Origin of the sequence: Amycolatopsis nalaikhensis (assembly GCF_030264295.1) — a bacterium.
Classification (GTDB): domain Bacteria; phylum Actinomycetota; class Actinomycetes; order Mycobacteriales; family Pseudonocardiaceae; genus Amycolatopsis; species Amycolatopsis nalaikhensis.
In genome coordinates, this window is the sequence record NZ_CP127173.1 from 7,019,914 (window position 1) to 7,042,391 (window position 22,478).

The 22,478-nt window shown below is 73.5% G+C and carries 23 protein-coding genes and 1 pseudogene; 15 read left to right on the top strand and 9 right to left on the bottom strand.

Annotation, left to right across the window (positions count from 1 at the left end):
• Positions 1 to 156: 156 nt before the first annotated feature.
• Entirely contained in the window at positions 157 to 1,629 is a 1,473-nt protein-coding gene (locus QP939_RS34450; protein WP_285450477.1) for a WS/DGAT domain-containing protein, read from the top strand.
• Positions 1,630 to 1,638: 9 nt separating this feature from the next.
• On the opposite strand, the gene QP939_RS34455 is transcribed toward QP939_RS34450, so the two are convergent.
• From QP939_RS34455 to QP939_RS34475, 5 genes and pseudogenes are all read right to left on the bottom strand, one after another.
• Positions 1,639 to 3,021 carry a wax ester/triacylglycerol synthase family O-acyltransferase gene (locus QP939_RS34455; protein ID WP_285450478.1) on the bottom strand — a complete coding sequence of 461 codons (1,383 nt, stop codon included), beginning with the start codon at positions 3,019 to 3,021 and terminating at the stop codon, positions 1,639 to 1,641.
• Positions 3,022 to 3,030: 9 nt separating this feature from the next.
• Positions 3,031 to 3,189 (bottom strand): annotated as a pseudogene (locus tag QP939_RS34460) (AMIN-like domain-containing (lipo)protein); the annotation flags it as partial.
• A 212-nt stretch (positions 3,190 to 3,401) separates the two neighbouring features.
• The gene (locus tag QP939_RS34465) at positions 3,402 to 3,644 is read right to left on the bottom strand and encodes an SHOCT domain-containing protein (RefSeq protein ID WP_285450480.1); all 243 of its coding nucleotides are present in this window, start codon (positions 3,642 to 3,644) and stop codon (positions 3,402 to 3,404) included.
• Between the two features lie 14 nt (positions 3,645 to 3,658).
• Positions 3,659 to 4,669 (bottom strand): Acg family FMN-binding oxidoreductase, encoded by a 1,011-nt coding sequence (locus QP939_RS34470; protein ID WP_285459913.1) that lies wholly within the window; start codon positions 4,667 to 4,669, stop codon positions 3,659 to 3,661.
• A complete protein-coding gene (locus QP939_RS34475) occupies positions 4,669 to 6,219 on the bottom strand; it encodes a bifunctional aminoglycoside phosphotransferase/ATP-binding protein (RefSeq protein ID WP_285450481.1) in 1,551 nt (516 codons plus the stop codon). Before QP939_RS34475 ends, QP939_RS34470 begins: the two co-directional genes overlap by 1 nt.
• 167 nt (positions 6,220 to 6,386) lie before the next feature.
• On the opposite strand from QP939_RS34475, the gene QP939_RS34480 reads away from it, so the two are divergent.
• The 9 genes from QP939_RS34480 (at position 6,387) to QP939_RS34520 (ending at position 13,156) form a co-directional block, all read left to right on the top strand.
• Positions 6,387 to 7,097: an ABC transporter ATP-binding protein gene (locus QP939_RS34480; protein ID WP_285450482.1), complete on the top strand. Its 711-nt coding sequence runs from the start codon at positions 6,387 to 6,389 to the stop codon at positions 7,095 to 7,097.
• Positions 7,098 to 7,108: 11 nt separating this feature from the next.
• Positions 7,109 to 7,843 carry an ABC transporter permease gene (locus tag QP939_RS34485; protein WP_285450483.1) on the top strand — a complete coding sequence of 245 codons (735 nt, stop codon included), beginning with the start codon at positions 7,109 to 7,111 and terminating at the stop codon, positions 7,841 to 7,843.
• Between the two features lie 117 nt (positions 7,844 to 7,960).
• On the top strand, positions 7,961 to 8,446 hold the full coding sequence (locus tag QP939_RS34490; RefSeq protein WP_434219591.1) for a DUF6292 family protein: 486 nt from the start codon (positions 7,961 to 7,963) through the stop codon (positions 8,444 to 8,446).
• A gap of 5 nt (positions 8,447 to 8,451) precedes the next feature.
• A complete protein-coding gene (locus tag QP939_RS34495) occupies positions 8,452 to 9,465 on the top strand; it encodes an Acg family FMN-binding oxidoreductase (protein WP_285450485.1) in 1,014 nt (337 codons plus the stop codon).
• Entirely contained in the window at positions 9,462 to 10,799 is a 1,338-nt protein-coding gene (locus QP939_RS34500) for a wax ester/triacylglycerol synthase domain-containing protein (protein ID WP_285450486.1), read from the top strand. The genes QP939_RS34495 and QP939_RS34500 overlap by 4 nt, the downstream gene beginning before the upstream one ends.
• 110 nt (positions 10,800 to 10,909) lie before the next feature.
• Positions 10,910 to 11,350: a hypothetical protein gene (locus QP939_RS34505; RefSeq protein WP_285450487.1), complete on the top strand. Its 441-nt coding sequence runs from the start codon at positions 10,910 to 10,912 to the stop codon at positions 11,348 to 11,350.
• A 46-nt stretch (positions 11,351 to 11,396) separates the two neighbouring features.
• Entirely contained in the window at positions 11,397 to 12,548 is a 1,152-nt protein-coding gene (locus tag QP939_RS34510) for a nitroreductase/quinone reductase family protein (RefSeq protein WP_285450488.1), read from the top strand.
• 48 nt (positions 12,549 to 12,596) lie between these two features.
• Entirely contained in the window at positions 12,597 to 12,902 is a 306-nt protein-coding gene (locus tag QP939_RS34515; protein ID WP_285450489.1) for a hypothetical protein, read from the top strand.
• Positions 12,903 to 12,919: 17 nt separating this feature from the next.
• Positions 12,920 to 13,156, top strand: a complete 237-nt coding sequence (locus tag QP939_RS34520) for a hypothetical protein (protein WP_285450490.1) — start codon at positions 12,920 to 12,922, stop codon at positions 13,154 to 13,156.
• Positions 13,157 to 13,194: 38 nt separating this feature from the next.
• Here the strand turns inward: QP939_RS34520 and hypE are convergent, their stop codons facing one another.
• From hypE to hypF, 4 genes are read right to left on the bottom strand one after another with little or no spacing between them, the layout of a single operon-like run.
• Positions 13,195 to 14,250, bottom strand: coding sequence for a hydrogenase expression/formation protein HypE (gene hypE, locus QP939_RS34525; RefSeq protein WP_285450491.1), 1,056 nt, complete (start codon positions 14,248 to 14,250; stop codon positions 13,195 to 13,197).
• Positions 14,247 to 15,356, bottom strand: a complete 1,110-nt coding sequence (hypD, locus tag QP939_RS34530) for a hydrogenase formation protein HypD (RefSeq protein ID WP_285450492.1) — start codon at positions 15,354 to 15,356, stop codon at positions 14,247 to 14,249. The genes hypE and hypD overlap by 4 nt, the downstream gene beginning before the upstream one ends.
• Complete coding sequence (locus QP939_RS34535; protein WP_285450494.1) at positions 15,353 to 15,616, bottom strand: HypC/HybG/HupF family hydrogenase formation chaperone; 264 nt, start codon at positions 15,614 to 15,616, stop codon at positions 15,353 to 15,355. Before QP939_RS34535 ends, hypD begins: the two co-directional genes overlap by 4 nt.
• A gap of 6 nt (positions 15,617 to 15,622) precedes the next feature.
• Positions 15,623 to 17,902 (bottom strand): carbamoyltransferase HypF, encoded by a 2,280-nt coding sequence (gene hypF, locus QP939_RS34540; protein ID WP_285450495.1) that lies wholly within the window; start codon positions 17,900 to 17,902, stop codon positions 15,623 to 15,625.
• 174 nt (positions 17,903 to 18,076) lie between these two features.
• Between hypF and QP939_RS34545 the strand changes: the two genes are divergently transcribed.
• From QP939_RS34545 to QP939_RS34565, 5 genes are read left to right on the top strand one after another with little or no spacing between them, the layout of a single operon-like run.
• A complete protein-coding gene (locus tag QP939_RS34545) occupies positions 18,077 to 19,180 on the top strand; it encodes a 4Fe-4S dicluster domain-containing protein (RefSeq protein ID WP_285450496.1) in 1,104 nt (367 codons plus the stop codon).
• Positions 19,177 to 19,986: an FAD/NAD(P)-binding protein gene (locus QP939_RS34550; RefSeq protein WP_285450497.1), complete on the top strand. Its 810-nt coding sequence runs from the start codon at positions 19,177 to 19,179 to the stop codon at positions 19,984 to 19,986. The genes QP939_RS34545 and QP939_RS34550 overlap by 4 nt, the downstream gene beginning before the upstream one ends.
• Positions 19,986 to 20,738, top strand: a complete 753-nt coding sequence (locus QP939_RS34555; RefSeq protein WP_285450498.1) for an NADH-quinone oxidoreductase subunit B family protein — start codon at positions 19,986 to 19,988, stop codon at positions 20,736 to 20,738. The genes QP939_RS34550 and QP939_RS34555 overlap by 1 nt, the downstream gene beginning before the upstream one ends.
• The gene (locus QP939_RS34560; RefSeq protein ID WP_285450499.1) at positions 20,735 to 22,027 is read left to right on the top strand and encodes a Ni/Fe hydrogenase subunit alpha; all 1,293 of its coding nucleotides are present in this window, start codon (positions 20,735 to 20,737) and stop codon (positions 22,025 to 22,027) included. Before QP939_RS34555 ends, QP939_RS34560 begins: the two co-directional genes overlap by 4 nt.
• On the top strand, positions 22,024 to 22,473 hold the full coding sequence (locus QP939_RS34565) for a hydrogenase maturation protease (protein WP_285450500.1): 450 nt from the start codon (positions 22,024 to 22,026) through the stop codon (positions 22,471 to 22,473). The genes QP939_RS34560 and QP939_RS34565 overlap by 4 nt, the downstream gene beginning before the upstream one ends.
• Positions 22,474 to 22,478 lie beyond the last annotated feature (5 nt).

The window sequence follows — 22,478 nt, forward strand, 5'->3', positions numbered from 1 at the left end:
TCGCGGCACCCGGTCGCGAGGCAGGGGAAATCGTCCACGTGCACGGGTGACTTCCGGCCCTTTCCGGGATCCGGCGGGGCTTGCAGAGTGAGGGTGCGACGGGAGAAGGCGATGACGGTGGGGAACACGCGGAGACCGGCCGGGCCGCATCGGCGGATGCCCGCGCAGGACAGCCTGTGGCTGCACCTGGACCGGCCGGAGAACCTGATGCTCGTCACGTCCGTGCTGTGGACGAAGACCCCGGTGGACCCGGCGCGGCTGCGGTCGCTCGTGTCCGACCGGCTGATCGCGCGCTATCCGGTGTACTCGCAGCGGGCCGTGCGCCACGGTCGCACCCTCGCCTGGGAGACCGACATCGGCTTCGACCTCGGTGACCACGTCCTGGTGCGGGACCTGCCGGCACCCGCCGACCAGGCGGCGCTGGAGGAGTTCGTCGCCGCCCGGCGGAGCCGGCCGCTCGACCCGAAGCATCCTTTGTGGACCATCGATCTGCTGCAGGGCTACCGCGGGGGCAGCGCGCTGGTCTCCTGCACCCACCACGCGATGGCCGACGGGATCCGGCTGACGCAGGTGCTGTTCAGCCTGCTGGATCCGGCCGGCGGCGAAACCGCACCGCACGCGAAGGTCGGCAGCGCCGCACGGCACCGGGAACCCGTTGCGCAGCCGGTGGTCCGCCTCGGTGCGGCCGTGCTGCGCGCGATCGGGGACACCGGCGCGAAGGTGCAGCAGCGGGCGGCCCGCGTGCACCCGGTGCTGGAGACCGCGGTGGCGTTGCCGGTGTTCGGCGCGACGGTGGCCGTGGGCGCCACGGGAGCCGTCGCCGGGTTCCTGGCTTCGGCGCTGGACGGTGGGCCCCGGCACGCGGTCGACGCGGCCGCCGGGGCGGTGACGACGGCCTGGCACAGCGCCGCCGGGGTGGCCGATCTGCTCGGTCCCGCCACCACCACCGGGGTGTGGGACGGCGAACCGGAGGTCGAAAAGACCGCCGCCTGGAGCGATCCGGTCCCGCTCATCACACTCGCCCGGATCGGGCACGAGACCGGCACGACGATCAACGACGTCTGCACGGCGCTCGTCGCCGGCGCGCTCGACCGGTACTTCACCGCGCACGGCACCGCCCGGCCCGGCTCGTCCGACCTCGGCTGGCTGATCCCGGTGAGCCTCTCCTCGTTCGACGACGAGCTGCCGGCCACCCTGGGCAACCACTTTTCGCTGGTGCTGGCCCAGCTCCCGCTCGGCCTCCGGACGTTCGCCGAGCGCCTCGCCGAGGTGCACCGCCGGGTCGCCCGCATCCGCGACTCGGTCGAGCCCGTGCTGACCTTCGGGGTGCAGTACGCCATCGCGCAGAGCCCGGCGCCGCTGGGACTGGCGATGAGCCGGTTCTTCGCCGGCAAGGCGGTCGGGGTGCTGACGAACGTGCCCGGCCCGCGGGTACCGATGACCCTGGCTGGCGCGGAGGTCGAGGGGATCGTCGGCTGGGCGCCGTGCAGCGGGCGGCAGGCGATCACGATCTGCATCTTCAGCTACGCCGGGGAGGTGCGGTTCGGGTTCGGCACGGACCGCAAGCTGATCCCGGACCCGGGAGGACTGGTCGCAGCGCTGGCCGCGGAGTTCGCGGCGGCCTCCTGACCCACGCCTTCAGCGCTGGGCGGGTGCCCGGCGGGCCGCGTCGCGCAGGGCCAGGATCTCCCGCTCGATCGCCTTGGCCAGCACCCCGGTCTCGGGGACGGTGTCGGCGTCGGACGTGATCCCGAACGTCATCCGACCGGCGTAGCTCAGCATCGCCACGCCGGTGCGCACCCGCAGCGCGATCGGGACGTACGGGTAGATCTCGACGATCCGGCGGCCGAGCGCGGACAGCGGTTCGGCCGGGCCGGGCACGTTGGTCGTCACGGTGACGATGTTGCGCTGCGGCAGGTGCGCGGCTGCCCGGATCGCCCAGGCGATCGGCGCGAACGGCCCGTGCGCGGCCGTCCCGGTCACCAGTGCGCCGGCGTCGGCCTCCTTGCCCGCCTTGAGCGCGTCCAGGCGGCGGTGCACCCGGATCAGGCGCTGGACCGGGTCGGTCAGATCGACCGGCAGCAGCGGCAGCAGGAGAGAAACCTCGTTGTCCAAGGCGGTTCCGGTGCGCACCGAAACGGGGACCAGGGTCCGCACACTGTCGGCGGCGGGCGTCTCGCCGCGGTGCAGCAGCAACTCACGGAAGCCGCCGGAGACCGCGGCCAGCAGGACGTCGTTCACCGTGACGTCGAACGCCCGGGCCACGGCCTGGACGTCGGCCAGCGCGACCGAGGCGGTCGAGTACCGCCGGTCCCGTCCGAGCGGCCCGGTCAACCGGGTCGGCGATGCGGGGAGCAGCGCCGACGTCAGCGCGGCGAGGCCGCGCGCGGCATCACTGACGCGGCGGGCCAGCCGGTTCGGGTGCAGCACCTCCCGGGCCAGCAGGCGGGTCTGCTCCCACGGGGTGCGCAAGAGCGTGCCGACCGCGTCGAGGAGCAGCTGCGTGCCGCCGGGATCGGGCGCCGCTTCGACGCGGGCCGGTGCGCCGGCCGCGGTGTCGCCGAAGACGATCGTTTGCAGGTCGGTGGCGGCGAGCCCGTCGGCCAGCGCGTGGTGCAGCTTGGTCAGGATCGCCCACCGGCCGGCGGGCAGCCCTTCGATCACCCAGAACTCCCACAGCGGCCGGTCGCGTTCCAGCCGTTCGCTCATCAGCAGGGCCACCAGCTCGCAGAGCGCGGACTCGTCGTGCGGCGCGGGAAGCGCCACCCGGCCGAAGTGCGCGCTCCCGTCGAACGCCGGGTCGTCGACCCAGACCGGTGGCCCGAGGTCGAACGGCACCGTGCGGACCTTCTGGTGGTAGCGCGGAACACCGGACAGCCGCGCCAGCACGGCGGCGGTGAACTCGTCCTGGCCCGGTGCGGTGCCTTCGGCGATCGCGATCGAGGCGATGGCCAGCGACGAGCCGGGGTCGGCGTCCTCGATTTCGAGGAAGGCCGCGTCGAGCGGGCTGAGCCGGTCCATGACGTCCTCTCAGTGGGCGAGGTCGACGACCACCCGGCGGACCTGGTCCCGCGGCCCGGCCTGGGTGAACACGCGGAAGGGCAGCATCGCGCGCACGCCGACGGCGAACGTGCTCAGGCCTTCGAAGGATCCGGCGAAGCGCACAGCCCGCAGCGACGGCCAGCCCGGCGTGGCCGCCGGGAGCGGGTCGCACCCTTCGGATCAGGGTCACGACCGGGGCGTAGCGGACCGCGTACCCGGCGTCCGCCGGGCCGTCGACGTCGGACACGGCCGGTCGAAGCAGCCGTGCCGACCGGGCCGGACGAGGTAGAGCGCGTCCCGGCCCATCGGGTCGGAGCCGCGCGGCCCAATGCTCCGGCGCGAGGGCGCCGGGCACTCGGTCAGCTCGTCCGCGTCAGCGCGTCACGGCGGCGTTCGTACTCCTCCTGGTCGATCTCGCCGCGGGCGAACCGCTCGTCGAGGATCCGCCGGGCGGTGTCGCCGGGCCGCGGTGGCTGTGGCCCCCGGCGAGCGAGGACGACGACGAGGGCGACCAGCGCGGCCAGCACGAGCGCCATCAACACGAGCATGCCGATGCCGCCCGCCCAGCCCATGGTTGTGGTGGGGTAATGCCAGTACGGCATGACCGGCTCCTTTCCTAGTGAGCCTGGAAGTGTTTCGGGGGAGCTTCGAGCGGTTGCAGCACGTCGGCGAGGTCCCGCCGCGGGGTCGCGGGCAGCGGCTCGGCGTTGGCGGGCGCCCAGCCGATGCGCAGCACCATCTGGGGGAACGACCCGCCGGTCACCCGCTCGGTGACAGTGCCGCGGACGTCGGGCAGCTCCAGCGGCTCGGTCAGCGGGCACGACGACAGGCCGAAGGCGTTGGCCGTGAGCAGCACGGCGCTCGTTGCTTCCCCGGCCCGCAGCCGCGACATCCGGTCGTCGGAGGCGGTGCTCAGCACCAGCAGGACGGTCTCGTCGTCCTCGGCTTTGGCGTCGGGCGGCTGGGTGAGCTGAGGGTCGGCGAACGGCCGGGCGCGCAGCGCACCCGGGGTGTCGTCCGGCGCCGGCGTGTTGCGGGCCGGGACACCGTCGGGAGAGACGTGCCGGCCACTCCAGGCCGCCAGCTCGGTGCGGTAGGCCGGGTCTCCGGCATGCCGCTTCGACGCTTCTTCGACGGCGATCGCGAGGTGGTAGCGCGCGGCGTCCTCGGCGACCTGCAGCACGGTGCCTTCCAGCGCGGCGGCCTTGGCCATGGCTTCGACGTGCCCGCGCGGCACGGTCCACGAGCTGTGCCGCCGCCGGTCGGTGCGGCGCCGGGGGATCGCCGCGGCCATCGCGACCTCGTCCTGCGTCGGCTCGTGCCGGTGCAGCGTGATGGCCGCGAGGTGGTCGGGCTCGCCCGGGTTGGGCAGCCGGTGCACTTCGGTGGCCCAGCCGAGCGCGGCGAATCCCACCCGGAGGTGGTGCAGGGCCGCGCCGCAGCTGAGGATCAGGTCGCGGCCGTCCGGGTCGGTTTCCCGCAGCCGCCGGTCCTGATCGGCGTAGAGGTGCAGTGAGCTGTGCCCGGTCCGCCAGTTCCACGGCTGGGAGTTGTGCACCGATGGCGCGCGGACCGCCATCGCGACCGCGGTCTTGACGGTGAAATCGTCCGGAAATCCTCGCTCCATCATCGGCCTGCCTCGGGTTCGGGGTGTTCTGCCGGTTCGACCCTCGCACTGCCCGCCCGGTCGCCGGGAGGGCCGGAATGCCTCTGGGCCGGGGACTTTGGGTGCTCCGGCGCCAGGCACGCCAGCGCGTGGACGAGCGACTCGGCCGGCGTGCCGCTGGTGGTGAGCGGGTGGGCCTCGGGCCACGGGGCGGCGTCCGCGGCCATCCGGTGGGCGATTTCCGGGGTGGCGTCGGACAGGGTGCCGGTCCGGGCGGTGATCCGCTGCGCCGCCGTCTCTTCCGGTGCCTGGCACCGCAGGGCGGTCAGCGGGCTGCTCGTCCGCTCGGCGGCCGCGACGGCGAGTTCGCGGTGCCGCACGGCGGTCCAGGACGCGTCCAGCACGACGGTCTCGCCGAAAGCGAGCAGCTCCCCGGCGCGGCGCGCGAGTTCGGCGTACGTCGCGTCGGTGTGGCGGCTGTCGTAGAGGCCCTCCCGGTACCCCTCGGCGGGCCGCCGCACGGGTTCGAGCCCGGCCAGCTCCTTGCGCAGCCGGTCCGACTGCAGGAGCGTCGCGCCGAGCCGGTCGGCCAGCCCGCCGGCGATCGTCGACTTGCCGGTGCCCGGTTCGCCCCCCACGAGGATCAGCCGCACCTGCCCCAGCCGCAGGTGCCGCAGCGTGAGATCGGCGTACTCGCGCGCGAGCGCGGCGGCTTCGGGATCGCCCTGCGCGTGCCGCAGGCAGGCGACCTTGGCCCGGACGAAGGCGCGGTAGGCGAGGTAGTGGTGCAGCAGTGCCGGGGGAGCGGGGTCGCCGGCGAACTCGCGGTAGTCCGCGATCAGCTGTTCGCCCAGTTCCGGGGCGCCGAGCCGGTCGAGGTCCATCGCGAGGAAGGCGACGTCGTCGAGCACGTCGACGTGCCGGAGGTGGTCGTCGAACTCCAGGCAGTCCAGCACACGCGGGCCGTCGTCGAGGCAGAAGACGTCGTCGGCGAGCAGGTCGCCGTGGCCGTCGACGACGTGTCCCTCGGCGATCCGGCGGTCGAACAGCGCCTTCCGGCCGGCGAGGAAGTCTTCGGCGAGCGCTTCGATCTCCAGCGCCGTGGCCGGGTCGAGCACGTCCCCGTGGAACGGCCGGACCTGGTCGAAACTCGCGCGCCACCGGTCGCGGACCGCGTCGCGGGTCTCGTCGGCGTCGATTCCGGGGCCGCGATCGGCGCGTGCGTGGAAGGCGGCGAGCTGCCGGGCCAACCGCCGGATCGTCACGTGCAGCGGCACGCCTCGCCGGACCAGGGTGGACAGGCGGCGGTCCTCGGGCATGCGGCGCATGACGACGAGGTGGTCGCAGACCGCGCCGTCCGGCCCGGTGACGTCGGCGACGCCGAGGTAGACGTCCGGTGCCAGCCGCCGGTTCAGCTCCACCTCCCGGTGGCACACCCGTTCCCTGGCTTCGCGGGTGGAGAAGTCGAGGAAGCCGAGATCGACCGGCTTCTTCAGCTTGTAAGCGAGGTCTCCGACGAGGAAGACCGCGCCGATGTGGGTTTCGTGGACGTCGGCCCAGGGCGCGTTCATACCCCGAGGATCCGGCGTCCCGGCGTCGCCGCCGAAGGGCGTTAGGTCACCGGCCGGCCGCCGGAAGTCCCGGGCCGGGGACGAAAGTCACCGACGGCGAGGACCGCGGGCACCTGCCCCCGGAAACGGACGCGCACACCATGGGAGGCGGACGGAAGGAGCACGCCGTGGACGAACCGGCGATCGTGGTCGAGGGCCTGCGGGTCCGCCGCGGCGGGCAGGAAGTGCTGCGCGACGTCGGGCTCACCGTCCGGCGCGGCACGGTGACGGGCCTGCTCGGCCCCAACGGCAGCGGCAAGAGCACGCTCATGCGCTCGATCGTCGGCGTGCAGATCGTCGAGTCCGGGCAGGTGACGGTGCTCCGGCGGCCGGCAGGCAGCCCGGAGCTGCGCCGGCGGATCGGGTACGCGACCCAGGATCCGGCGATCTACGCGGACCTGACCGTGACCGAGGGGCTGCGCTACTTCGCCGCGGTGCTCGGCGCTCCACCGTCCGATGTGGACAGGGTGATCACGCAGACCGGGCTGACCGCCTCGGGCAAGACCGTCATCGGCCGCCTCTCGGGCGGCCAGCGCGGCCGGGCCAACCTCGCCGTCGCCCTGCTGGGAACCCCCGAACTGCTGGTGCTCGACGAGCCGACGGTCGGCTCCGACCCCGAACTGCGTGACGAGCTCTGGCAGCTGTTCCACCACCTCGCGGAGACCGGCGTGACGCTGCTGATCTCCAGCCACGTCATGGACGAGGCCGCCCGATGCGACGAGCTGCTCCTGCTGCACCAGGGAAAGCTGCTGGCACAGGCCGCGCCCGAGGTGCTCCGCGAGCGCACCGGCGCGCCCGATCTCGAGCAGGCATTCCTGCGGCTGATCAAGGGCCGGTAAGGAGCGGCGCGATGAGTGCTCCGATCACGTTCGCCACGACCCGCCGCATCCTCACCCAGCTGCGGCACGACCCCCGCACGGTTGCGCTCATCATCGGCGTGCCGAGCCTGCTGATGATCTTGCTGCGGTACGTCCTGAACTCGCAGCAGCGGTTCAGCGCGATCGCCCCGGCGCTGCTGGGCATCTTCCCGTTCACGATCATGTTCCTGCTGACCTCGATCACCACCCTGCGCGAGCGCACCACCGGGACGTTGGAACGCCTGATGACGATGCCGATCGGCAAGCTCGACCTGCTCTTCGGCTACGCGCTGGCGTTCGGCCTGCTCGCCACCTTGCAGGTGGTGGTGGCCGCGGGGATCAGCTTGACGTGGCTGGGCCTCGACATCGCCGGCTCGGTCTGGTCGCTGCTGCTCATCGTCGTGCTGGACGCGCTGCTGGGGACCGCGCTCGGGCTGTTCGTCAGCGCGTTCGCCCGCACCGAGTTCCAGGCGATCCAGTTCCTGCCGGTGTTCGTGCTGCCCCAGTTCCTGCTGTGCGGCCTGTTCGTCCCGCGCGACGAGATGGGGTGGGTGCTCAGCGCGCTCTCGGACGTGTTGCCGTTGTCCTACGCGGTGGACGCGCTCACGCACGTGACCCACTCCGCGACGATCGACGGCACGCTGGTCCGCAACATCGCGATCATCGCCGGCTGCGCAGTCCTCGCGCTGTTCCTCGGTGCGGCCACCCTGCGACGCCGTACTCCGTGACGCCGCGAAGCGGGCGCTGGTGACGAAAGTCCCTCCGATGGAGGCCGAACGACGCCATCGCGTCCCGGCGGCGAACTCGTACCGTCGGGGCCTGGGGACGCCGGTCCGATGTGGCCGGTGGACGTCCCGAAGCGATGGAAGGTGATTCCCCTGCTGACCGGTATCGACCGTGACCACGGCCTGCGGTGCGGGCTGACCGGCTACCTAGCCGCGGTGAGCGCCGCGGTCGGTGTCGGCGAGGAGTCCTGCACCGTGGATCTCGACGACCCCGCGTCGGCGTACGTCGCGCTGGACCTGCGGCTGCCGCGCCACCCGGGCCGGGACATGGCCCTGCTGTGGAACGAGCGGCACGGCTGGGCGTTCGCCATGGAAACCCATTCCGGTGAGGATCTGCTGGTGCTCGCCTACCTCGGCGGTGAGCTCGTGCCCGTGCCCCTGCGTGTCGGCCGCTTCGTGGCCGGCATCGGGGCCGGCGGGGTGCCGGTCGCCGCGCCGGTTCCGCCGGAGCTGCGGGGCGATCGGGGCGAGCTGCTGGACCGCCTGCTGCGCTACCGGCGGGGCGCCTGGTCCGGCCCGGTGCCGTCGCTGTCCCGGACGGGGTGATCCGGATGTCCGCGGTGGAGGGAAAGTCCTGGACGGCGGCCGAGACCGACGTGCTGGTCCGGTCGATGATGCGCGCGCCGTCGGTGCACAACACCCAGCCGTGGCTGCTGGAGGTCGAGGCGGCCGAGCTGCGGGTGCGCGAACGCGCCGAACCGGCGCTCCCGCACCACGATCCGCGGGGCCGCGACCGCGCCGCGTCCTGCGGCGCCGCGGTGGCCAACCTCGAACTCGCCGTGCGCACCCTCGGCCGGGCGGTGACGATCGAATTCCTGCCCGCCGGCCGGGAACCGGACCTGGTCGCCCGGATCGCCGTCGGCGCCGAGGCCGCCCCCACCCGCAAAGAACTCCACCGCTACGGGGCGATCGCCCGGCGGGCGAGCCACCGGGCGCCGTTCGAAGGGGTCGCCGTGCCGGCACCGGTGGTGCGCAAGCTCGTCGACGCGGGCGGGGCACCGGGTGTCGAAACGCGTCCCGTCCGGCCCGGCCGGGAGGTCGCCGTGGTGGCCAGGCTGCTGCACTACGCCGCGGAGCGCTTCCGGTCCGACAGCGGCTACCAGCGAGAGCTGTCCCTCTGGACGATCCGGGACGAACGCGCCCACCGGCACGGGGTCGGCCTCCCCGCCAGTCGGGTCCCGGCCGGTTCGGTGCCGTGGGCCGGCCTGGTCCAGCGCTCCACCGAACTGCCGGACACACCCGACCTGGAGGAGCGTCTCGCGCGCGAGACGCTCCTGGTCTTCGTCACCACGGACGACGCCCGGCTCGACCACGTCCGCGCCGGGTACGCGCTGGAACGGGCCTGGCTCGCCGCCGTCGACTTCGGTTTGGCGGCCGCGGTGCTGACGCAGCCGCTGCACCTGGAGCCGGTGCGCTCCGCGCTCTGCGAGGACCTCGGGCTCACCGGCTTCCCGCAGGCGCTCCTGCGCATCGGGTACGCCGCGGAAGCCGACCCGCCTTCGCCGCGCCGGGCCGTGCAAGAGGTGCTGCGCGACGGTCCGGACCCCGGCCGATCCGCGCGATGATCCCCGCGTCGCGGCCGGTCGTCGAACGCGCCGGTCCCGCCGATCGCGCGTTCCTGGCGATGGAAACGGACGACGAGCCGGTGCAGTTCGGCGTGCTCCTGTCGCTCGGCCGGGCCCGGGGCCTCGACCTGGCGCGGGTCCGGCAGCTGATCGCCGAGCGGATCCCGGCCGTCCCGCGCCTGCGCCGGCGGTTGACCCGGGCCCCGTGGGGGTGCGGTGGCCCGATCTGGGTCGACGACTCCGGCTTCGACGTCCGCCGCCACGTCCGGGCCGCGGTGTGCGCGTCGCCGGGGGACCGGCAGGCGTTGCTGGACACCGCCCTTTCGCTGGTCTCCACCCCGCTGCCCCGGAACGCCCCGTTGTGGTCGGCGGTCTTCGTGACCGGATTGGCCGGTGGGGAGGCCGCGCTCGTGATCGTGCTGAACCACGTGCTGGCGGACGGGATCGGCGGTCTCGCCGTGTTGGGGCACCTGGTGGACGAAGGCCCCGCGGCGCTCGAAGAGCCCTTCCCGCGTTCGTCGCCCGGGAGGGGGGCGTTGGCGCGGGACGCGTTTGCGAACAGGCTGCGGGCGGTGCGCCGAGCCGGGCCGGCCTGGCGGGCACTGCGGGCGTCCACCTCGGCCGGCGGCGGTCTGCACCCGCCGCGAGCGGCCCCGTGCTCCCTCGTCGCGCCGACCGGTCCGCGCTGCCGCCTCGCGGTGGTCCGAGCCGATCTCGCGCCCCTGCGGGCGGCCGCCCACCGGAACGGGGCCTCGGTGAACGACGCCGTCCTGGTCTCGGTGGCCGGTGCCCTGCGCCGGGTCCTCCTGGCCCGGGGCGAGGCCGTCGACACGTTCGCGATCACCGTGCCGGTGTCCGGCCGGGCCGCGGAGGACGGCTCGGCGCTGGGCAACGAGGTCAGCCCGTTGCTCGTCGGGGTTCCGGCCACCGGTGACGTGGCCCGGCGGCTGGAGCGGGTCGCCGCCGAGGTCCGGGTGGGCAAGGCGGCCGCGACCGGCCCGCCGCCGATCGCGCTGCTGGGGCCGTTGTTCCGGCCGCTGGCGGCAGTCGGTGGCTACCGCTGGTACATGAACCACCAGCACCGGATGCACACGCTCGTCAGCCACGTGCGCGGTCCCGGCGGGCCGGTCACCTTCGGCGGGACACCGATCCGGTCGGCGGTCCCGATCAGCGTCGGCGGAGGCGGGAACCTGACCGTCGTCTTCGAGGTGCTCTCCTACGCGGGCACCCTGACGATCTCGGTGCTCGCCGACCCCGGCCGCTGGCCGGACCTCGGCGTGCTCGTCGACGGCCTGGGTGCCGAGCTGGACTTGGTGTGCCGCGAGGGCCGGTGAACGCCGTGCCGCCGCCGGGAAGTGGCCTTTCGGCTCTGCGCCCGCGGACCCAAGACCCTGCTCCCCGGCGCCGCCGCAGGCCGACGATCGTGGTGTGAACGGAGGCCACGATGACCATCACCGAGAAGACGCGCCGCCCGTCCCTGCGGGCCCGGCGCACCGGTTACCTCGTCAGCGCCCTGATCAACGCCGCGCTCCTGATCGCCGTCAACGGCTGGCCCGGCTGGGCGGCGGTGCCGTTCCTGACTGCGGAAACCCGCCTGGTGGTGGGCGTGGTTGACCTGTCCCTGGTGGCCGGCCTGGTCACCAGCCTCGTCTACGTGTGGTCCGACCCCGAGTGGCTCAGGGCACTCGGCGGGGCGGTGACAACCTGCGCCGGTCTGGTCGCCACCGTGCGGATCTGGCAGGTCTTCCCGTTCGACTTCGCCGGGTCCTCCTTCGACTGGCCGCTGACGGTGCGGGTCCTGCTGGCCGTCGGCATCGCCGGCGCGGTGATCGGCCTGCTGGTCCAGCTGGTGACGCTGGCCAGGTCCGCACTGCGGCGGCACTGAGGCCGCTCGGCAGGAGGTCCCGGTCCCTGCGAAGAAAGGTGTGGCCATGACCGATCCCGTGCTTGCCGCCGACGACAGACGGGAGCCCGCGCTCGCCGGCGAAGACCTGCTGATCGACCGGTTCCTGCCCCGGTTCGACGTGACGCTGATCGAGCACGTCGTCGCCGGCGCGGACATCGCCGAAACCTGGCGGGCACTGCACGAGCTGGACCTGATGCGGGTCCACTCGCCGTTGACGGACGCGGCCATGTTCGTGCGGAACGTGCCCACCGTGCTGGCCCGGCGGCTCGGCGGAACCCGGCCCGCCGCGCCGCCCGCGGAGCTGAAGCTGTTCGGCGGCGGTGCCGCGCTGCCGGGCTGGCTGCCGCTGGGCGAGACCCCCGGACGCGAGGTCGTCCTGGGCGCCGTCGGGCGGTTCTGGCAGCCCGACATCGAATGGTACGACGTGCAGGGCATGACACCGGAGGACTTCGCCGGATTCACCGAGCCGGGCTGGGGCCGGATCGCGGCGGGGCTCTCGCTGCGTCCCTACGGCCCGTCCCGGACCCTGATCACCTACGAGGCGCGCACCGCCACCACCGATCCCGCGTCGGCGCGCCGGTTCGCCCGGTACTGGTGGCTGGTGCGGCCGTTCGTGCGCACCGTCATGCAGGCGACGTTGCGCACGATCCGCCAGGACGCCGAATCGCTCGTCGACGGCCCTCCGGCCGCGGCGGGTGGCTTGCCGGCCCGGTGGACCCGCCGGCTCTACCGCGGCGGACGTCCGCACGGCTTGGCCCGGGTGCTGAACCGCGGTGCCGCGCTCGGCTACGCGGCCGGGGTGTGGCCGCACCGGCTCGTGACGCTGGAGGTACCCGGCCGGCGCACCGGCCGGCTGGTCCGGGTTCCGCTCGTCGTCGCCGACCTCGAGGGGGACCGCTACCTCGTCGCGATGCTCGGCGCGCGGACGCAGTGGGTGCGCAACGTCCGCGCGGCCGACAGCCACGTGGTGCTCCGGCACGGCCGCCGCGAAGCCGTCCGGCTCGAAGAGGTGGCGGCCGAACAGCGCCCGCCGGTTCTCCGCCGCTATCTCGCCTGCGCACCCGGAGCGCGGGCCCACCTCCCGGTCGACCGGCATGCCCCCGTCGAGGACTTCGCCCGGATCGCTCCGGACATCCCGGTCTTCCGCATCGTCGCCGAGCCGGTGACCGACGACTGAGCCGAGCCCCGCAGCGGCGGGTGCGGCCACCGGGTTCGCTGTGGCCCGGTGGCCGCACCGGCGATGGTCTTCGAGCGAGGGCCGGTCACCCCGGCCGGCACCGTGGTCGCCCACTTCGCCGGCAACCGGGGCGCGATCCTCGCCCAGAGGATGCTGTTCCTCGCCGGTGGCGCGCTCTACCTGTGGTTCCTCGGCAGCCTGCGCGGCTTCCTCCGCCGCGCCGAAGGCGGCACCGGCCGGGTGTCCGCGATCGCCTTCGGCGCGGGGCTCGTCTGGGTCGGCATCAGCATGCTCGCCCAGGGCTTCCAGATCGGGGCCGCCACCGCGGCGGATACGGGGTGCCGCCGGCGTTGATCGGCACGATGAACGCGGTGTTCACCCTCTCTGCCCTGCCGCTCGCGGTGGTGCTGGCGGCGGCCGCCGTGGTGACGCTGCGGCACCACGCCTTCCCCGCGTGGCTGGGCCGGCTGGCCGTGGTGGCCGCGGCCACGCACGTGCTGCTGTGGTGCGGTCCGCCATCGGCAGCGGGCCACTGGCGCCGGACGGCCGGCTCGACTACGGGCGGTACCCGGCGTTCCTGCTCTGGCAGGTCCCGGCGACCGTCGTGATGGTCCGGCGGTCCGGGCAAGGGCGATGCGACCCTCGCTCAGCAGATCCGGGGGAGCTGCTCACCGACCAACATGTCGACGACCCGGGTCGAGCCGACGAGGGTGCGCGCGGTCACCTTGGCCATGCCCCCGGCTTCCCCGACGACGCCGATGGCCTGGGCCTGGCGGCCCGCCGGGTGGTTCCGCATGGCCGCCAGCACCGCGTCGGCGGAGGAAGCCGCGACGAAGGCGACCAGGCAGCCTTCGTTGGCCACGTGCAGGGGATCGAGCCCGAGCAGCTCGCAGGCCGAGGCGACCTGGGGCGGTACCGGCAGCCCGATCTCGTCGATCTCCACCGTGACACCGGAGGCCTCGGCGAGTTCGTTGAGCGCGCTCGCCAACCCGCCCCGCGTTGGGTCCCGCAGGGCGTGCACGGCCGGTCCGCCCGCGGCGATCATCGCGGCGACGAGCCCGTGCAGCGGCCGGCTGTCGGAGCGGATCTCCGATTCGAAGCCCAGCCCTTCGCGGGCGCTCATGATCGCGGTGCCGTGCGCACCGATCGGACCGGACAGCAGGACGACGTCGCCGGGCACGCCGAGGGTGGCGGACGGGAAGGCGCCGCGCAGCCGCACCCCGATGCCGGTCGTGGTGAGGTAGCAGCCGTCGGCGGCACCGCGGCCGACCACTTTCGTATCCCCGGTGACGACCCGGACCCCGCACTCGCGGGCGGCCTGGGCGACCGACGCGGTGATCTCGCGCAGCTCGGCGAGGGGCAGGCCCTCTTCCAGAACGTAAGCGAGCGCGAGCGCGACCGGGCGGGCGCCGCGCATCGCGAGGTCGTTGACCGTGCCGTACACGGCGAGCGAGCCGATGTCGCCGCCGGGGAAGAACCGCGGGGTGACGACGAAGCCGTCCGTGCTGAACACCAGATCGGTGTCGCCGACGCCGATCAGCGCGGCGTCCTCCAGCGGGCCCGCTTCGCCCAGTTGCCCGGTGACCACCTCTCCCAGCAGTTCGGCCATCAGCTGCCCGCCGGAGCCGTGGCCGAGCAGGACGCGTTCGGTCTCGGTGGCGGGAACCGGGCAGGTGGTGCGGGCCGGGTCGATCGTCGTCATCGGGTTGCCTCCATTGTGGACGGACGGCGGCCGGCGTGGTGGAACGCGGCGCAGGTGCCCTCGGCGGACACCATCGGCGCGCCCAGCGGGGTGCGGGGGGTGCAGCGGGTGCCGTAGGCGGCGCAGTCCGTGGGGACCGCCGTGCCACGCAGGATGCGCCCGGCGATGCAGTCGGGGTGTTCGGCGGTCCGCACGCCGTCGGTGGCGAACCGCGATTCGGCGTCGAACCCGGCGAACTCTTCGGTGAGTGCGAGCCCACTGGCCGGGATCGGGCCGATCCCGCGCCAGGTCCGTTCGGTCACCCGGAAGACCCGGCGCACGACGTCCTGTGCGGCGGTGTTGCCGGACCGGCGCACCGCCCGCGCGTACTGGTTCTCCACCGTCGCCCGGCCGGTCTCGAGCTGGCGCACGGTCAGCACGATGCCTTCCAGGAGGTCGAGTGGCTCGAAGCCGGTGACCACGATCGGTACCCGGTAGCGCGCGGCGATCGGCTCGTACTCGGTCCAGCCCATCACGGCGCAGACGTGCCCGGCGGCGAGAAACGCCTGGACCTGGTTGTCGGGCGCGTCGAGGATCGCGGTGATCGCCGGGGGCACGAGGACGTGGCTGACCAGCACGGAGAAGTTCCGCACCCCGGTTTCCGCGGCGTGCAGCACGGCCATCGCGTTGGCGGGCGCGGTCGTCTCGAACCCGACGGCGAAGAACACGACCTGCCGATCCGGGTTCTCGCGGGCGATCCGGACCGCGTCGAGCGGGGTGTAGACGACGCGGACGTCACCCCCACGCGCCTTGACGCCGAGCAGGTCCCCGCTGGTGCCGGGCACGCGCAGCATGTCGCCGTAACTGGTGAAGACGACGTCCGGGCGCGCGGCGATGGCCACCGCCTTGTCGATGATTTCCAGCGGGGTCACGCAGACCGGGCAGCCGGGGCCGTGGATCATCCGGATCCCGGCCGGTAGCAGCTCATCGATGCCCTGGCGGACCAGGGTGTGCGTCTGGCCGCCGCAGACCTCCATGATCGCCCACGGTGACGTCGCGACCGTGCGCAGCTCGGCCAGCAGCCGCCGGGCGAGCACTGGATCGCGGTATTCGTCGAGGTACTTCACGACACCGCCTCCGGTCCGAGTTCCGTGGCGAGCGCGTCGGGGATCGCGCGGAGCACGGCGAGGGTCTTGGCCGCTTCCGCCTCGTCGACCTGGCTGATCGCGAAGCCGACGTGCACGATCACGTAGTCGCCGACGGCCGCGTCAGGCGTGTAGGCCAGGCACACCGGCCGCCGGACGCCGTCGAAGTCGACCGTGCCCATCCGCAGGGCCGGATCGTCCCCGGAGTCGGCGACGATCCGGCCGGGTATCCCGAGACACATCGCGGCTCACCTCCCGCTCATCCGGGCGCAGGCGATCGCGGCCTGGCCGTAGCTGATCCCGCCGTCGTTCATCGGCACGCGTTCGCCGGCCAGGGGCCGCAGGCCCGCTTCGGCCAGTCCGTCGAGCACCTCCGCGGTGAGCAGCGCGTTCTGGAACACGCCCCCGCCGAGGCACACGACGTCGGTGCCCAGCGCGGCGGCGGCCTTGGCGGCGAGCGCGACGACGACCTCGGCGACGGTCCGGTGGAACCGGGCAGCCGTCTCGCCGGGCGAAGACGTGGAGGCCAAGACGTCACGCAGCGTCGGCACCGGGTCGTAGACCCACAGGCCGTCCCGGTGCCGCAGGGCCCAGTCCAGCGCCTGGTCCGGCTCGTGGCCGCTCGCCGCCGCTTCCAGCCGCGCCGCCGCCTCGCCTTCGTAGCCGTTGTCGTCGCAGAGGCCGAGCAGCGCGCTCACGGCATCGAACAGCCGCCCGGCGCTCGACGCGGCCGGGCAGTTGACGTTCCGCTCGATCATCGTCCGCACGAGGGCGACCTCGCGTTCGTCCATTCTGGACAGCAGGCCGCCGGCGAGTTCCCCGGGCAGCGGTGCGCCGAAGGTTTCGGCGCCGTAGAGGTAACCCAGTGCCATCCGGGCCGGGCGGCGGACCGCGGCTTCGCCGCCGGGCAGCGGTGCGGTGCCGAACCGGCCGAACCGCCGGAAGCCCCGGTAGTCCGCGAGCAGGATCTCCCCGCCCCAGAGCGTGCCGTCGGCACCGAGGCCGAGCCCGTCGAGCGCGACCCCCACGAACGGCCCGGGCACCCCGTGTTCGGCGGCGGTCGCTGCGACGTGCGCGTGGTGGTGCTGGACGGCGATCCGGCGTCCGGCGGGCCAGTGCCGGGCGTACTGAGTGGACAGGTAGCCGGGATGCAGGTCGTGCGCGCACCACGCCGGATCGGTGTTGTGCAGGCGGCGGAGATCGTCGGCAGTCCGCTCGAACGCGGCGAGCGTCCGCGCGTCGGAGAGGTCGCCGGTGTGCGGCCCGAGGTGGGCGACGTCGTCGTGGGCGAGCGCGCAGGTGTGCTTGAGCTGGGCGCCCAGCGCCAGCACCGGTTCCGGGGCCCGGTGCGGCAGTGGCAGGGGACCGGGGGCGTAGCCGCGGGCCCGGCGCACCATGGTCGTCCGGCCGCGGCTCATGCGGACGACCGAGTCGTCGAAGCGGGACCAGATCGGCCGGTCGTGGCCGAGGACGCCGTCGACGATCGGGCCGAGCGTGGCGTGGGCGTCGGCGTCGTCGATGACGATGGGCCCGCCCGCCCGGTTGCCGCTGGTGACGACCAGGGGCCGGGCGAGCTCGGCGAGCAGGAGGTGGTGCAGCGGGGTCGTGGCGAGGAAGACGCCGAGGTCGGTGAGCCCCGGCGCGATCGACTCGGCGAGCGGCGCGCCGGGGCGGCGGGGGAGCAGGACGATCGGGGCTGCGGCCGACGTCAGCAGGCTCGCGGCGGGCTCGTCGACGAGCGCCAGCTGCCGGGCGCCGTCGAGATCGGTGGCCAGCACGGCCAGGGGCTTGCTCGGCCGCGGTTTCTGCAGCCGGAGCCGCTGCACCACGTCCTCGCGTGCCGCGTCGCAGACCAGCTGGTAGCCGCCGAGGCCTTTCACCGCGACGATCCCGCCGTCGGCGACGACCGCACACGCCGCCGCGAGCGCTGCTTCGCCGTGCACCGAAGGGGACCAGGTGAGCCGCGGGCCACACATGGGACAGGCGATCGGCTCGGCGTGGAAGCGCCGGTTCGCCGGATCGCGGTACTCGGCCGCGCAGTCCGGGCAGAGCGGGAACGCGCGCATGGCGGTGCTCGGCCGGTCGTAGGGCAGCCGGTCGACGATGCTCGCGCGCGGTCCGCAGTCGGTGCAGTTGAGAAACGGGTAGCGGTGGCGCCGGTCGGCCGGGTCGAACAGCTCCCGCACGCACTCCGCGCAGGTGGCCAGGTCCGGCGGCACGTCACCGGTCCGGCCGCCGGTGCTGGCGCCGACCCGGAATCCCGGTGCGAGCACGAGGCCGCCGGGCCAGCCGAAGACGTCGACGCCGGTGACCTTCGCCTGCGGAGGCGCACGCAGGACCAGCCGCGCGAGGAAGTCGTCGAGCCGGTCGCCCTCGGCGTCGATCACGACGTGCCCGCCCGCGTTGCGCACCTCGCCGCCGATGCCGAGTTCCCCGGCGAGGCGGTGGACGAACGGGCGGAACCCGACGCCCTGCACGGTGCCCCGCACCACGATGCGGCGGCGGTCGACGCCCCCGGTGTCCGCCATCCCGCCTCCCGCCTGTGCTCTTCAATCACCACCGTGCTGGCGGACGGGTGGTTGCGGCCAGGGCACGAAGTACCCGGCGAAGGGACTTTGGTCCCCGCGGCCGGTCGGTGACCTTCGGCCCTAGGCCGCGTCCCGGCACTGCCGGTTCAGTGGTTCTCCGGAGGTGCGGTTTCGATGGAGACTCAGGTGCTCGACCGGACCGGACTCGGCGAACTCGTCGACGCGCTGCGCGGCGAGGGCTACCGGGTGATCGGCCCCACCGTGCGGGACAACGCCATCGTGCTCGCGGAGCTGGACTCCGCCGGGCAGCTGCCCGCGGGGTGGGGCGTCACCACCGCACCCGGCCGGTACCGGCTGCGGCGCCGGGACGACGAAGCCGTTTTCGGGCACTCGGCCGGGCCACAGTCGTGGAAGACCTACCTGCACCCGCCGCGCCGGAAGCTCTTCGAGGTGAACCGCACCGGGGAGTTCACCCCCGCGCCGGAGGACGACACCCGCTACGCCTTCCTCGGCGTCCGCGGCTGCGACCTCGCCGCGATCGCGGTCCTCGACCGGGTGCTCGGCGCCGGGGCGAACCCCGACGGCTCGTACCAGCGCCGCCGCCGGGAGCTGTTCGTGGTCGCGGTGAACTGCACCGAACCGGGCGAGCTGTGCTTCTGCACGTCGATGGGCACCGGCCCCGCGGCCGGTCCGGGCTACGACCTCGGCCTCACCGAACGCGACGGCGGCGACCGGTTCGTCGTCGACGTCGGTACGCCGAAAGGCGCACAGCTGCTGGAAAAGATCACCGCCCGTCCCGCAGTGGAAGACGAAGTTCGCGAGGCCCGCGAAGACGTCGCCGCCGCGGCGGGCCGGATGGGGCGGGCGATGCCGGACGCCGACCTGCCCGCGGCGATCCGCGAAGCCCGGGAGTCGCCGCAGTGGGAGGAGGTCGCGAGCCGCTGCCTCACCTGCGGCAACTGCACGATGGTGTGCCCGACGTGCTTCTGCACGACGACCGAGGACGTCACGGACCTGACCGGCGACCACGCCGAACGCTGGCAGCGCTCGGCGTCCTGCTTCGAACTCGACTTCTCCTACGTGCACGGCGGCAGCGTCCGGACGTCCGGCCCGAGCCGCTACCGGCAGTGGTTCAGCCACAAGCTCGGCACCTGGCACGAGCAGTTCGGCAGCTCCGGCTGCGTCGGCTGCGGCCGCTGCATCGCCTGGTGCCCGACCGGGATCGACATCACCGAAGAGGCGGCGAAGCTCGTGGCGTTCCCCGGAGGTACGCCGTGACCGAACCGATGGTGCCGGTGCCGTACCGGGTGGCCGGGCGGGTGGTGGAGACCGCGGACTCGGTCAGCCTGCGGCTGGAACCGCACGGAAAGCCCCTGCCGGAAGCGAAACTCGGCCAGTTCATGATGCTCTACTGCCACGGCGTCGGCGAGGTGGCGATCTCGGTCAGCGGCCCCGGGCCGACGCACACGATCCGGGCCGTCGGGGCGGTGAGCCGGGCGCTGCACGACCTCCGGCCCGGCACCCTCGTCGGGGTGCGCGGGCCGTTCGGGACCAGCTGGGACGTCGAGGACGCGGCGGGCAACGACATCGTGATCGTCGCGGGCGGCGCCGGGCTCTGCCCGCTGCGTCCGGTGCTCGCCGACGTCCTGGACCACCGTGGCGGCTACGGGCGGGTCGTCGTGGTGGCGGGCGCCCGGAAGCCGGACGAGTTCCTGTTCCCGCACGAGCTGGCGTCCTGGGCCGGCCGGCACGACGTCGAGCTGCTGCAGACCATCGACCGCCCGGCGCCGGGCTGGACCGGGCCGGTCGGCTTCGTCACCGAACCCCTGGCCGCCCTCGAGCTCGACCCGGAGCGCACCCGCGCCTTCCTCTGCGGACCGGAGCCGATGATGCGCGCCTGCGCGGAAATCCTGCTGGCCAAACAGATGTCCGCGCACCACATCCGGGTTTCCCTGGAGCGGGCGATGAAGTGCGGGATCGGTCTGTGCGGCCACTGTCAGCTCGGCCCGCTGCTGGTCTGCCGGGACGGCCCGGTCATGGACTACACGGTGGCCGGCCCCCTGCTCGCGGTGAAGGAGCTGTGATGCCTGCCCCGACCCTCGCCGTCTGGAAGTTCGCCTCCTGCGACGGCTGTCAGCTGACCCTGCTCGACTGTGAAGACGAGCTCCTCGCGTTCGCCGGGCAGGTGCGGATCGCGCACTTCCTCGAGGCGTCCAGCGAGGTGCTGCCCGGTCCGTACGACGTGTCCCTGGTCGAGGGATCGATCACCACCGAGGCGGACCGGCGCCGCATCCACGAGGTGCGGGCGCAGTCGAAGGTGCTCGTCACGATCGGCGCGTGCGCCACCTCGGGCGGCATTCAGGCACTGCGGAACTTCGCCGACGTCACCGAATTCACCTCCGTCGTCTACGCGAACCCGCAGTACGTCGACACGCTGGAGACGTCGACCCCGATCGCCGCGCACGTCCCGGTGGACCACGAGCTGCACGGCTGCCCGATCGACCGCGGGCAGCTGCTCGGCACGATCACCGCGTTGCTCGCCGGCCGGAAGCCGGACCTGCCCGACACCAGCGTGTGCACCGAATGCAAGCGCCGCGGCCTCACCTGCCTGCTGGTCGCCGAGGGCACCCCGTGCCTCGGCCCGGTCACCCGCGCCGGCTGCGGCGCGCTCTGCCCCGGCGTCCACCGGGGATGTTTCGGTTGTTTCGGCCCCATGGCGAAGCCGAACACCCCGGTGCTGATCCCGCTGCTGCGTTCGCGTGGCATGAGCGAGGACGCGGTGGACCGCGTGTTCAGCACCTTCACATTGGCCGAGACCCGGCGGGAGAAACGATGAGCCACCGAAGCCGTCAGCTGAAGGTCAGCTCGCTGGCCCGGGTCGAAGGCGAAGGCGCGCTGCACGTCCGGATCACCGGCGGCACGGTCGAGCGCGTCGAACTGAACATCTACGAGCCGCCGCGGTTCTTCGAAGCGTTCCTGCGCGGCCGCGCGCACACCGAACCGCCGGACATCACCGCGCGGATCTGCGGCATCTGCCCGGTGGCCTACCAGACCAGCGCGTGCAACGCGATCGAGCAGGCGTGCGGCGTCACGCTCGATCCGCCGCTCGCCGACGTGCGCCGGCTGCTGTACTGCGGCGAATGGATCTCCAGCCACGCGCTGCACATCTACCTGCTGCACGCGCCCGATTTCCTCGGCCACCCGGACGCGATCAGCCTGGCCACCCGCCACCGCGAGATCGTCGAGCGCGGCCTGGCGCTGAAGAAGGCGGGCAACACGCTGCTCGAAACCTTCGGCGGGCGGGCGATCCACCCGGTCAACGTCCGGGTCGGCGGGTTCTATTCGCTGCCCACCCGCGCCGAGCTGGCCCCACTGGCCGAGGTGCTGCGGCGGGCCCTCGACATCGCCCTCGACACCGTCCGCTGGACAGCCGGGTTCGAGTTCCCCGACCTCGAACTGGACCACGACTTCCTCGCTGCGTACGAACCCGGCCGCTACGCCATCGCCGACGGAACCCTGCGCACCACTTCAGGCTGGGCCTTTTCCCCGCGCGAATTCTCGGCGCACGTCGTCGAGTCGCAGGTGCCGCACTCCACGGCGTTGCACGCCTCGCTCGACGGGCACCGCTACCTGACCGGTCCGCTGGCGCGCTACACCCTGAACTCGGCGCAGCTGTCGGCGACGGCCCGGCAGGCCGCCGCGGAAGCCGGGCTGGGGGAGGAGTGCCGCAACCCGTTCCGCAGCATCCTCGTCCGCGGCGTCGAGCTGGTCTACGCCGTCGACGAGGCACTGCGGCTGATCGACCAGTACGAACGACCGTCACGGCCGTCCGTCGACGTCCCGCCGCGAGCCGGGATCGGGCACGGGATCAGCGAAGCACCGCGCGGCACGCTGTACCACCGCTACGAACTCGACGACGGCGGGCTGATCCGCGCGGCGGACATCGTGCCGCCGACCTCGCAGAACCAGGCCGCGATCGAGGACGACCTGCGCCGCGTCGTGAGCGGCAACCTCGGTCTCGACGACGCCGCGCTGACCGATCTGTGCGAGCGCACCATCCGCAACTACGACCCGTGCATCTCCTGCTCGGCCCACTTCCTCGACGTCACCTGGGAACACCGGTGAGCCGCGCCGTGGTGATCGGCGTCGGGAACGAATACCGCCACGACGACGGCGTCGGGCTCGCCGTGCTGGCCGAACTCGACGCGCACCCGATTCCCGGCGTCGTCACCGCCCTCTGCGACGGCGAGCCGGCGGCCCTGCTCGAGGCGTGGACCGGGGCGGAAATCGCCATCGTCGTCGATGCCGTGTTGTGCGAGCCGAGCACACCGGGCCGGCTCTGGCGGTCCACAGTGGACTCGCTACTGCCGGGCGGTGGCTCCGCGAGTTCCCACGCGCTCGGCATCCCCGACGCCGTCCGGCTCGGCGCCGCGCTCGGCCGGGTGCCGGGCGAACTCGTGGTGTACGCGGTCGAAGCCGCGGATCTGGGCCTGGGGGTCGGGCTCACGCCCGCTGTGCAAGCCGCGGTGCCCGAGGTCGTTCGCGCGGTGCGCAGCGAGCTCGGCCGCTGAGCGCG

Bases quoted from the DNA above. Each gene is read 5' to 3' on its own strand.
- hypE (WP_285450491.1), bottom strand. From the start codon at position 14,250: ATGACGACGATCGACCCGGCCCGCACCACCTGCCCGGTTCCCGCCACC.
- QP939_RS34450 (WP_285450477.1), top strand. From the start codon at position 157: ATGCCCGCGCAGGACAGCCTGTGGCTGCACCTGGACCGGCCGGAGAAC.
- QP939_RS34465 (WP_285450480.1), bottom strand. From the start codon at position 3,644: ATGCCGTACTGGCATTACCCCACCACAACCATGGGCTGGGCGGGCGGC.
- QP939_RS34470 (WP_285459913.1), bottom strand. From the start codon at position 4,669: ATGGAGCGAGGATTTCCGGACGATTTCACCGTCAAGACCGCGGTCGCG.
- QP939_RS34545 (WP_285450496.1), top strand. From the start codon at position 18,077: ATGGAGACTCAGGTGCTCGACCGGACCGGACTCGGCGAACTCGTCGAC.
- QP939_RS34505 (WP_285450487.1), top strand. From the start codon at position 10,910: ATGACCATCACCGAGAAGACGCGCCGCCCGTCCCTGCGGGCCCGGCGC.
- hypF (WP_285450495.1), bottom strand. From the start codon at position 17,902: ATGGCGGACACCGGGGGCGTCGACCGCCGCCGCATCGTGGTGCGGGGC.
- QP939_RS34475 (WP_285450481.1), bottom strand. From the start codon at position 6,219: ATGAACGCGCCCTGGGCCGACGTCCACGAAACCCACATCGGCGCGGTC.
- QP939_RS34535 (WP_285450494.1), bottom strand. From the start codon at position 15,616: ATGTGTCTCGGGATACCCGGCCGGATCGTCGCCGACTCCGGGGACGAT.
- QP939_RS34555 (WP_285450498.1), top strand. From the start codon at position 19,986: ATGCCTGCCCCGACCCTCGCCGTCTGGAAGTTCGCCTCCTGCGACGGC.
- QP939_RS34510 (WP_285450488.1), top strand. From the start codon at position 11,397: ATGACCGATCCCGTGCTTGCCGCCGACGACAGACGGGAGCCCGCGCTC.
- QP939_RS34455 (WP_285450478.1), bottom strand. From the start codon at position 3,021: ATGGACCGGCTCAGCCCGCTCGACGCGGCCTTCCTCGAAATCGAGGAC.
- QP939_RS34495 (WP_285450485.1), top strand. From the start codon at position 8,452: ATGTCCGCGGTGGAGGGAAAGTCCTGGACGGCGGCCGAGACCGACGTG.
- QP939_RS34485 (WP_285450483.1), top strand. From the start codon at position 7,109: ATGAGTGCTCCGATCACGTTCGCCACGACCCGCCGCATCCTCACCCAG.
- QP939_RS34500 (WP_285450486.1), top strand. From the start codon at position 9,462: ATGATCCCCGCGTCGCGGCCGGTCGTCGAACGCGCCGGTCCCGCCGAT.
- QP939_RS34560 (WP_285450499.1), top strand. From the start codon at position 20,735: ATGAGCCACCGAAGCCGTCAGCTGAAGGTCAGCTCGCTGGCCCGGGTC.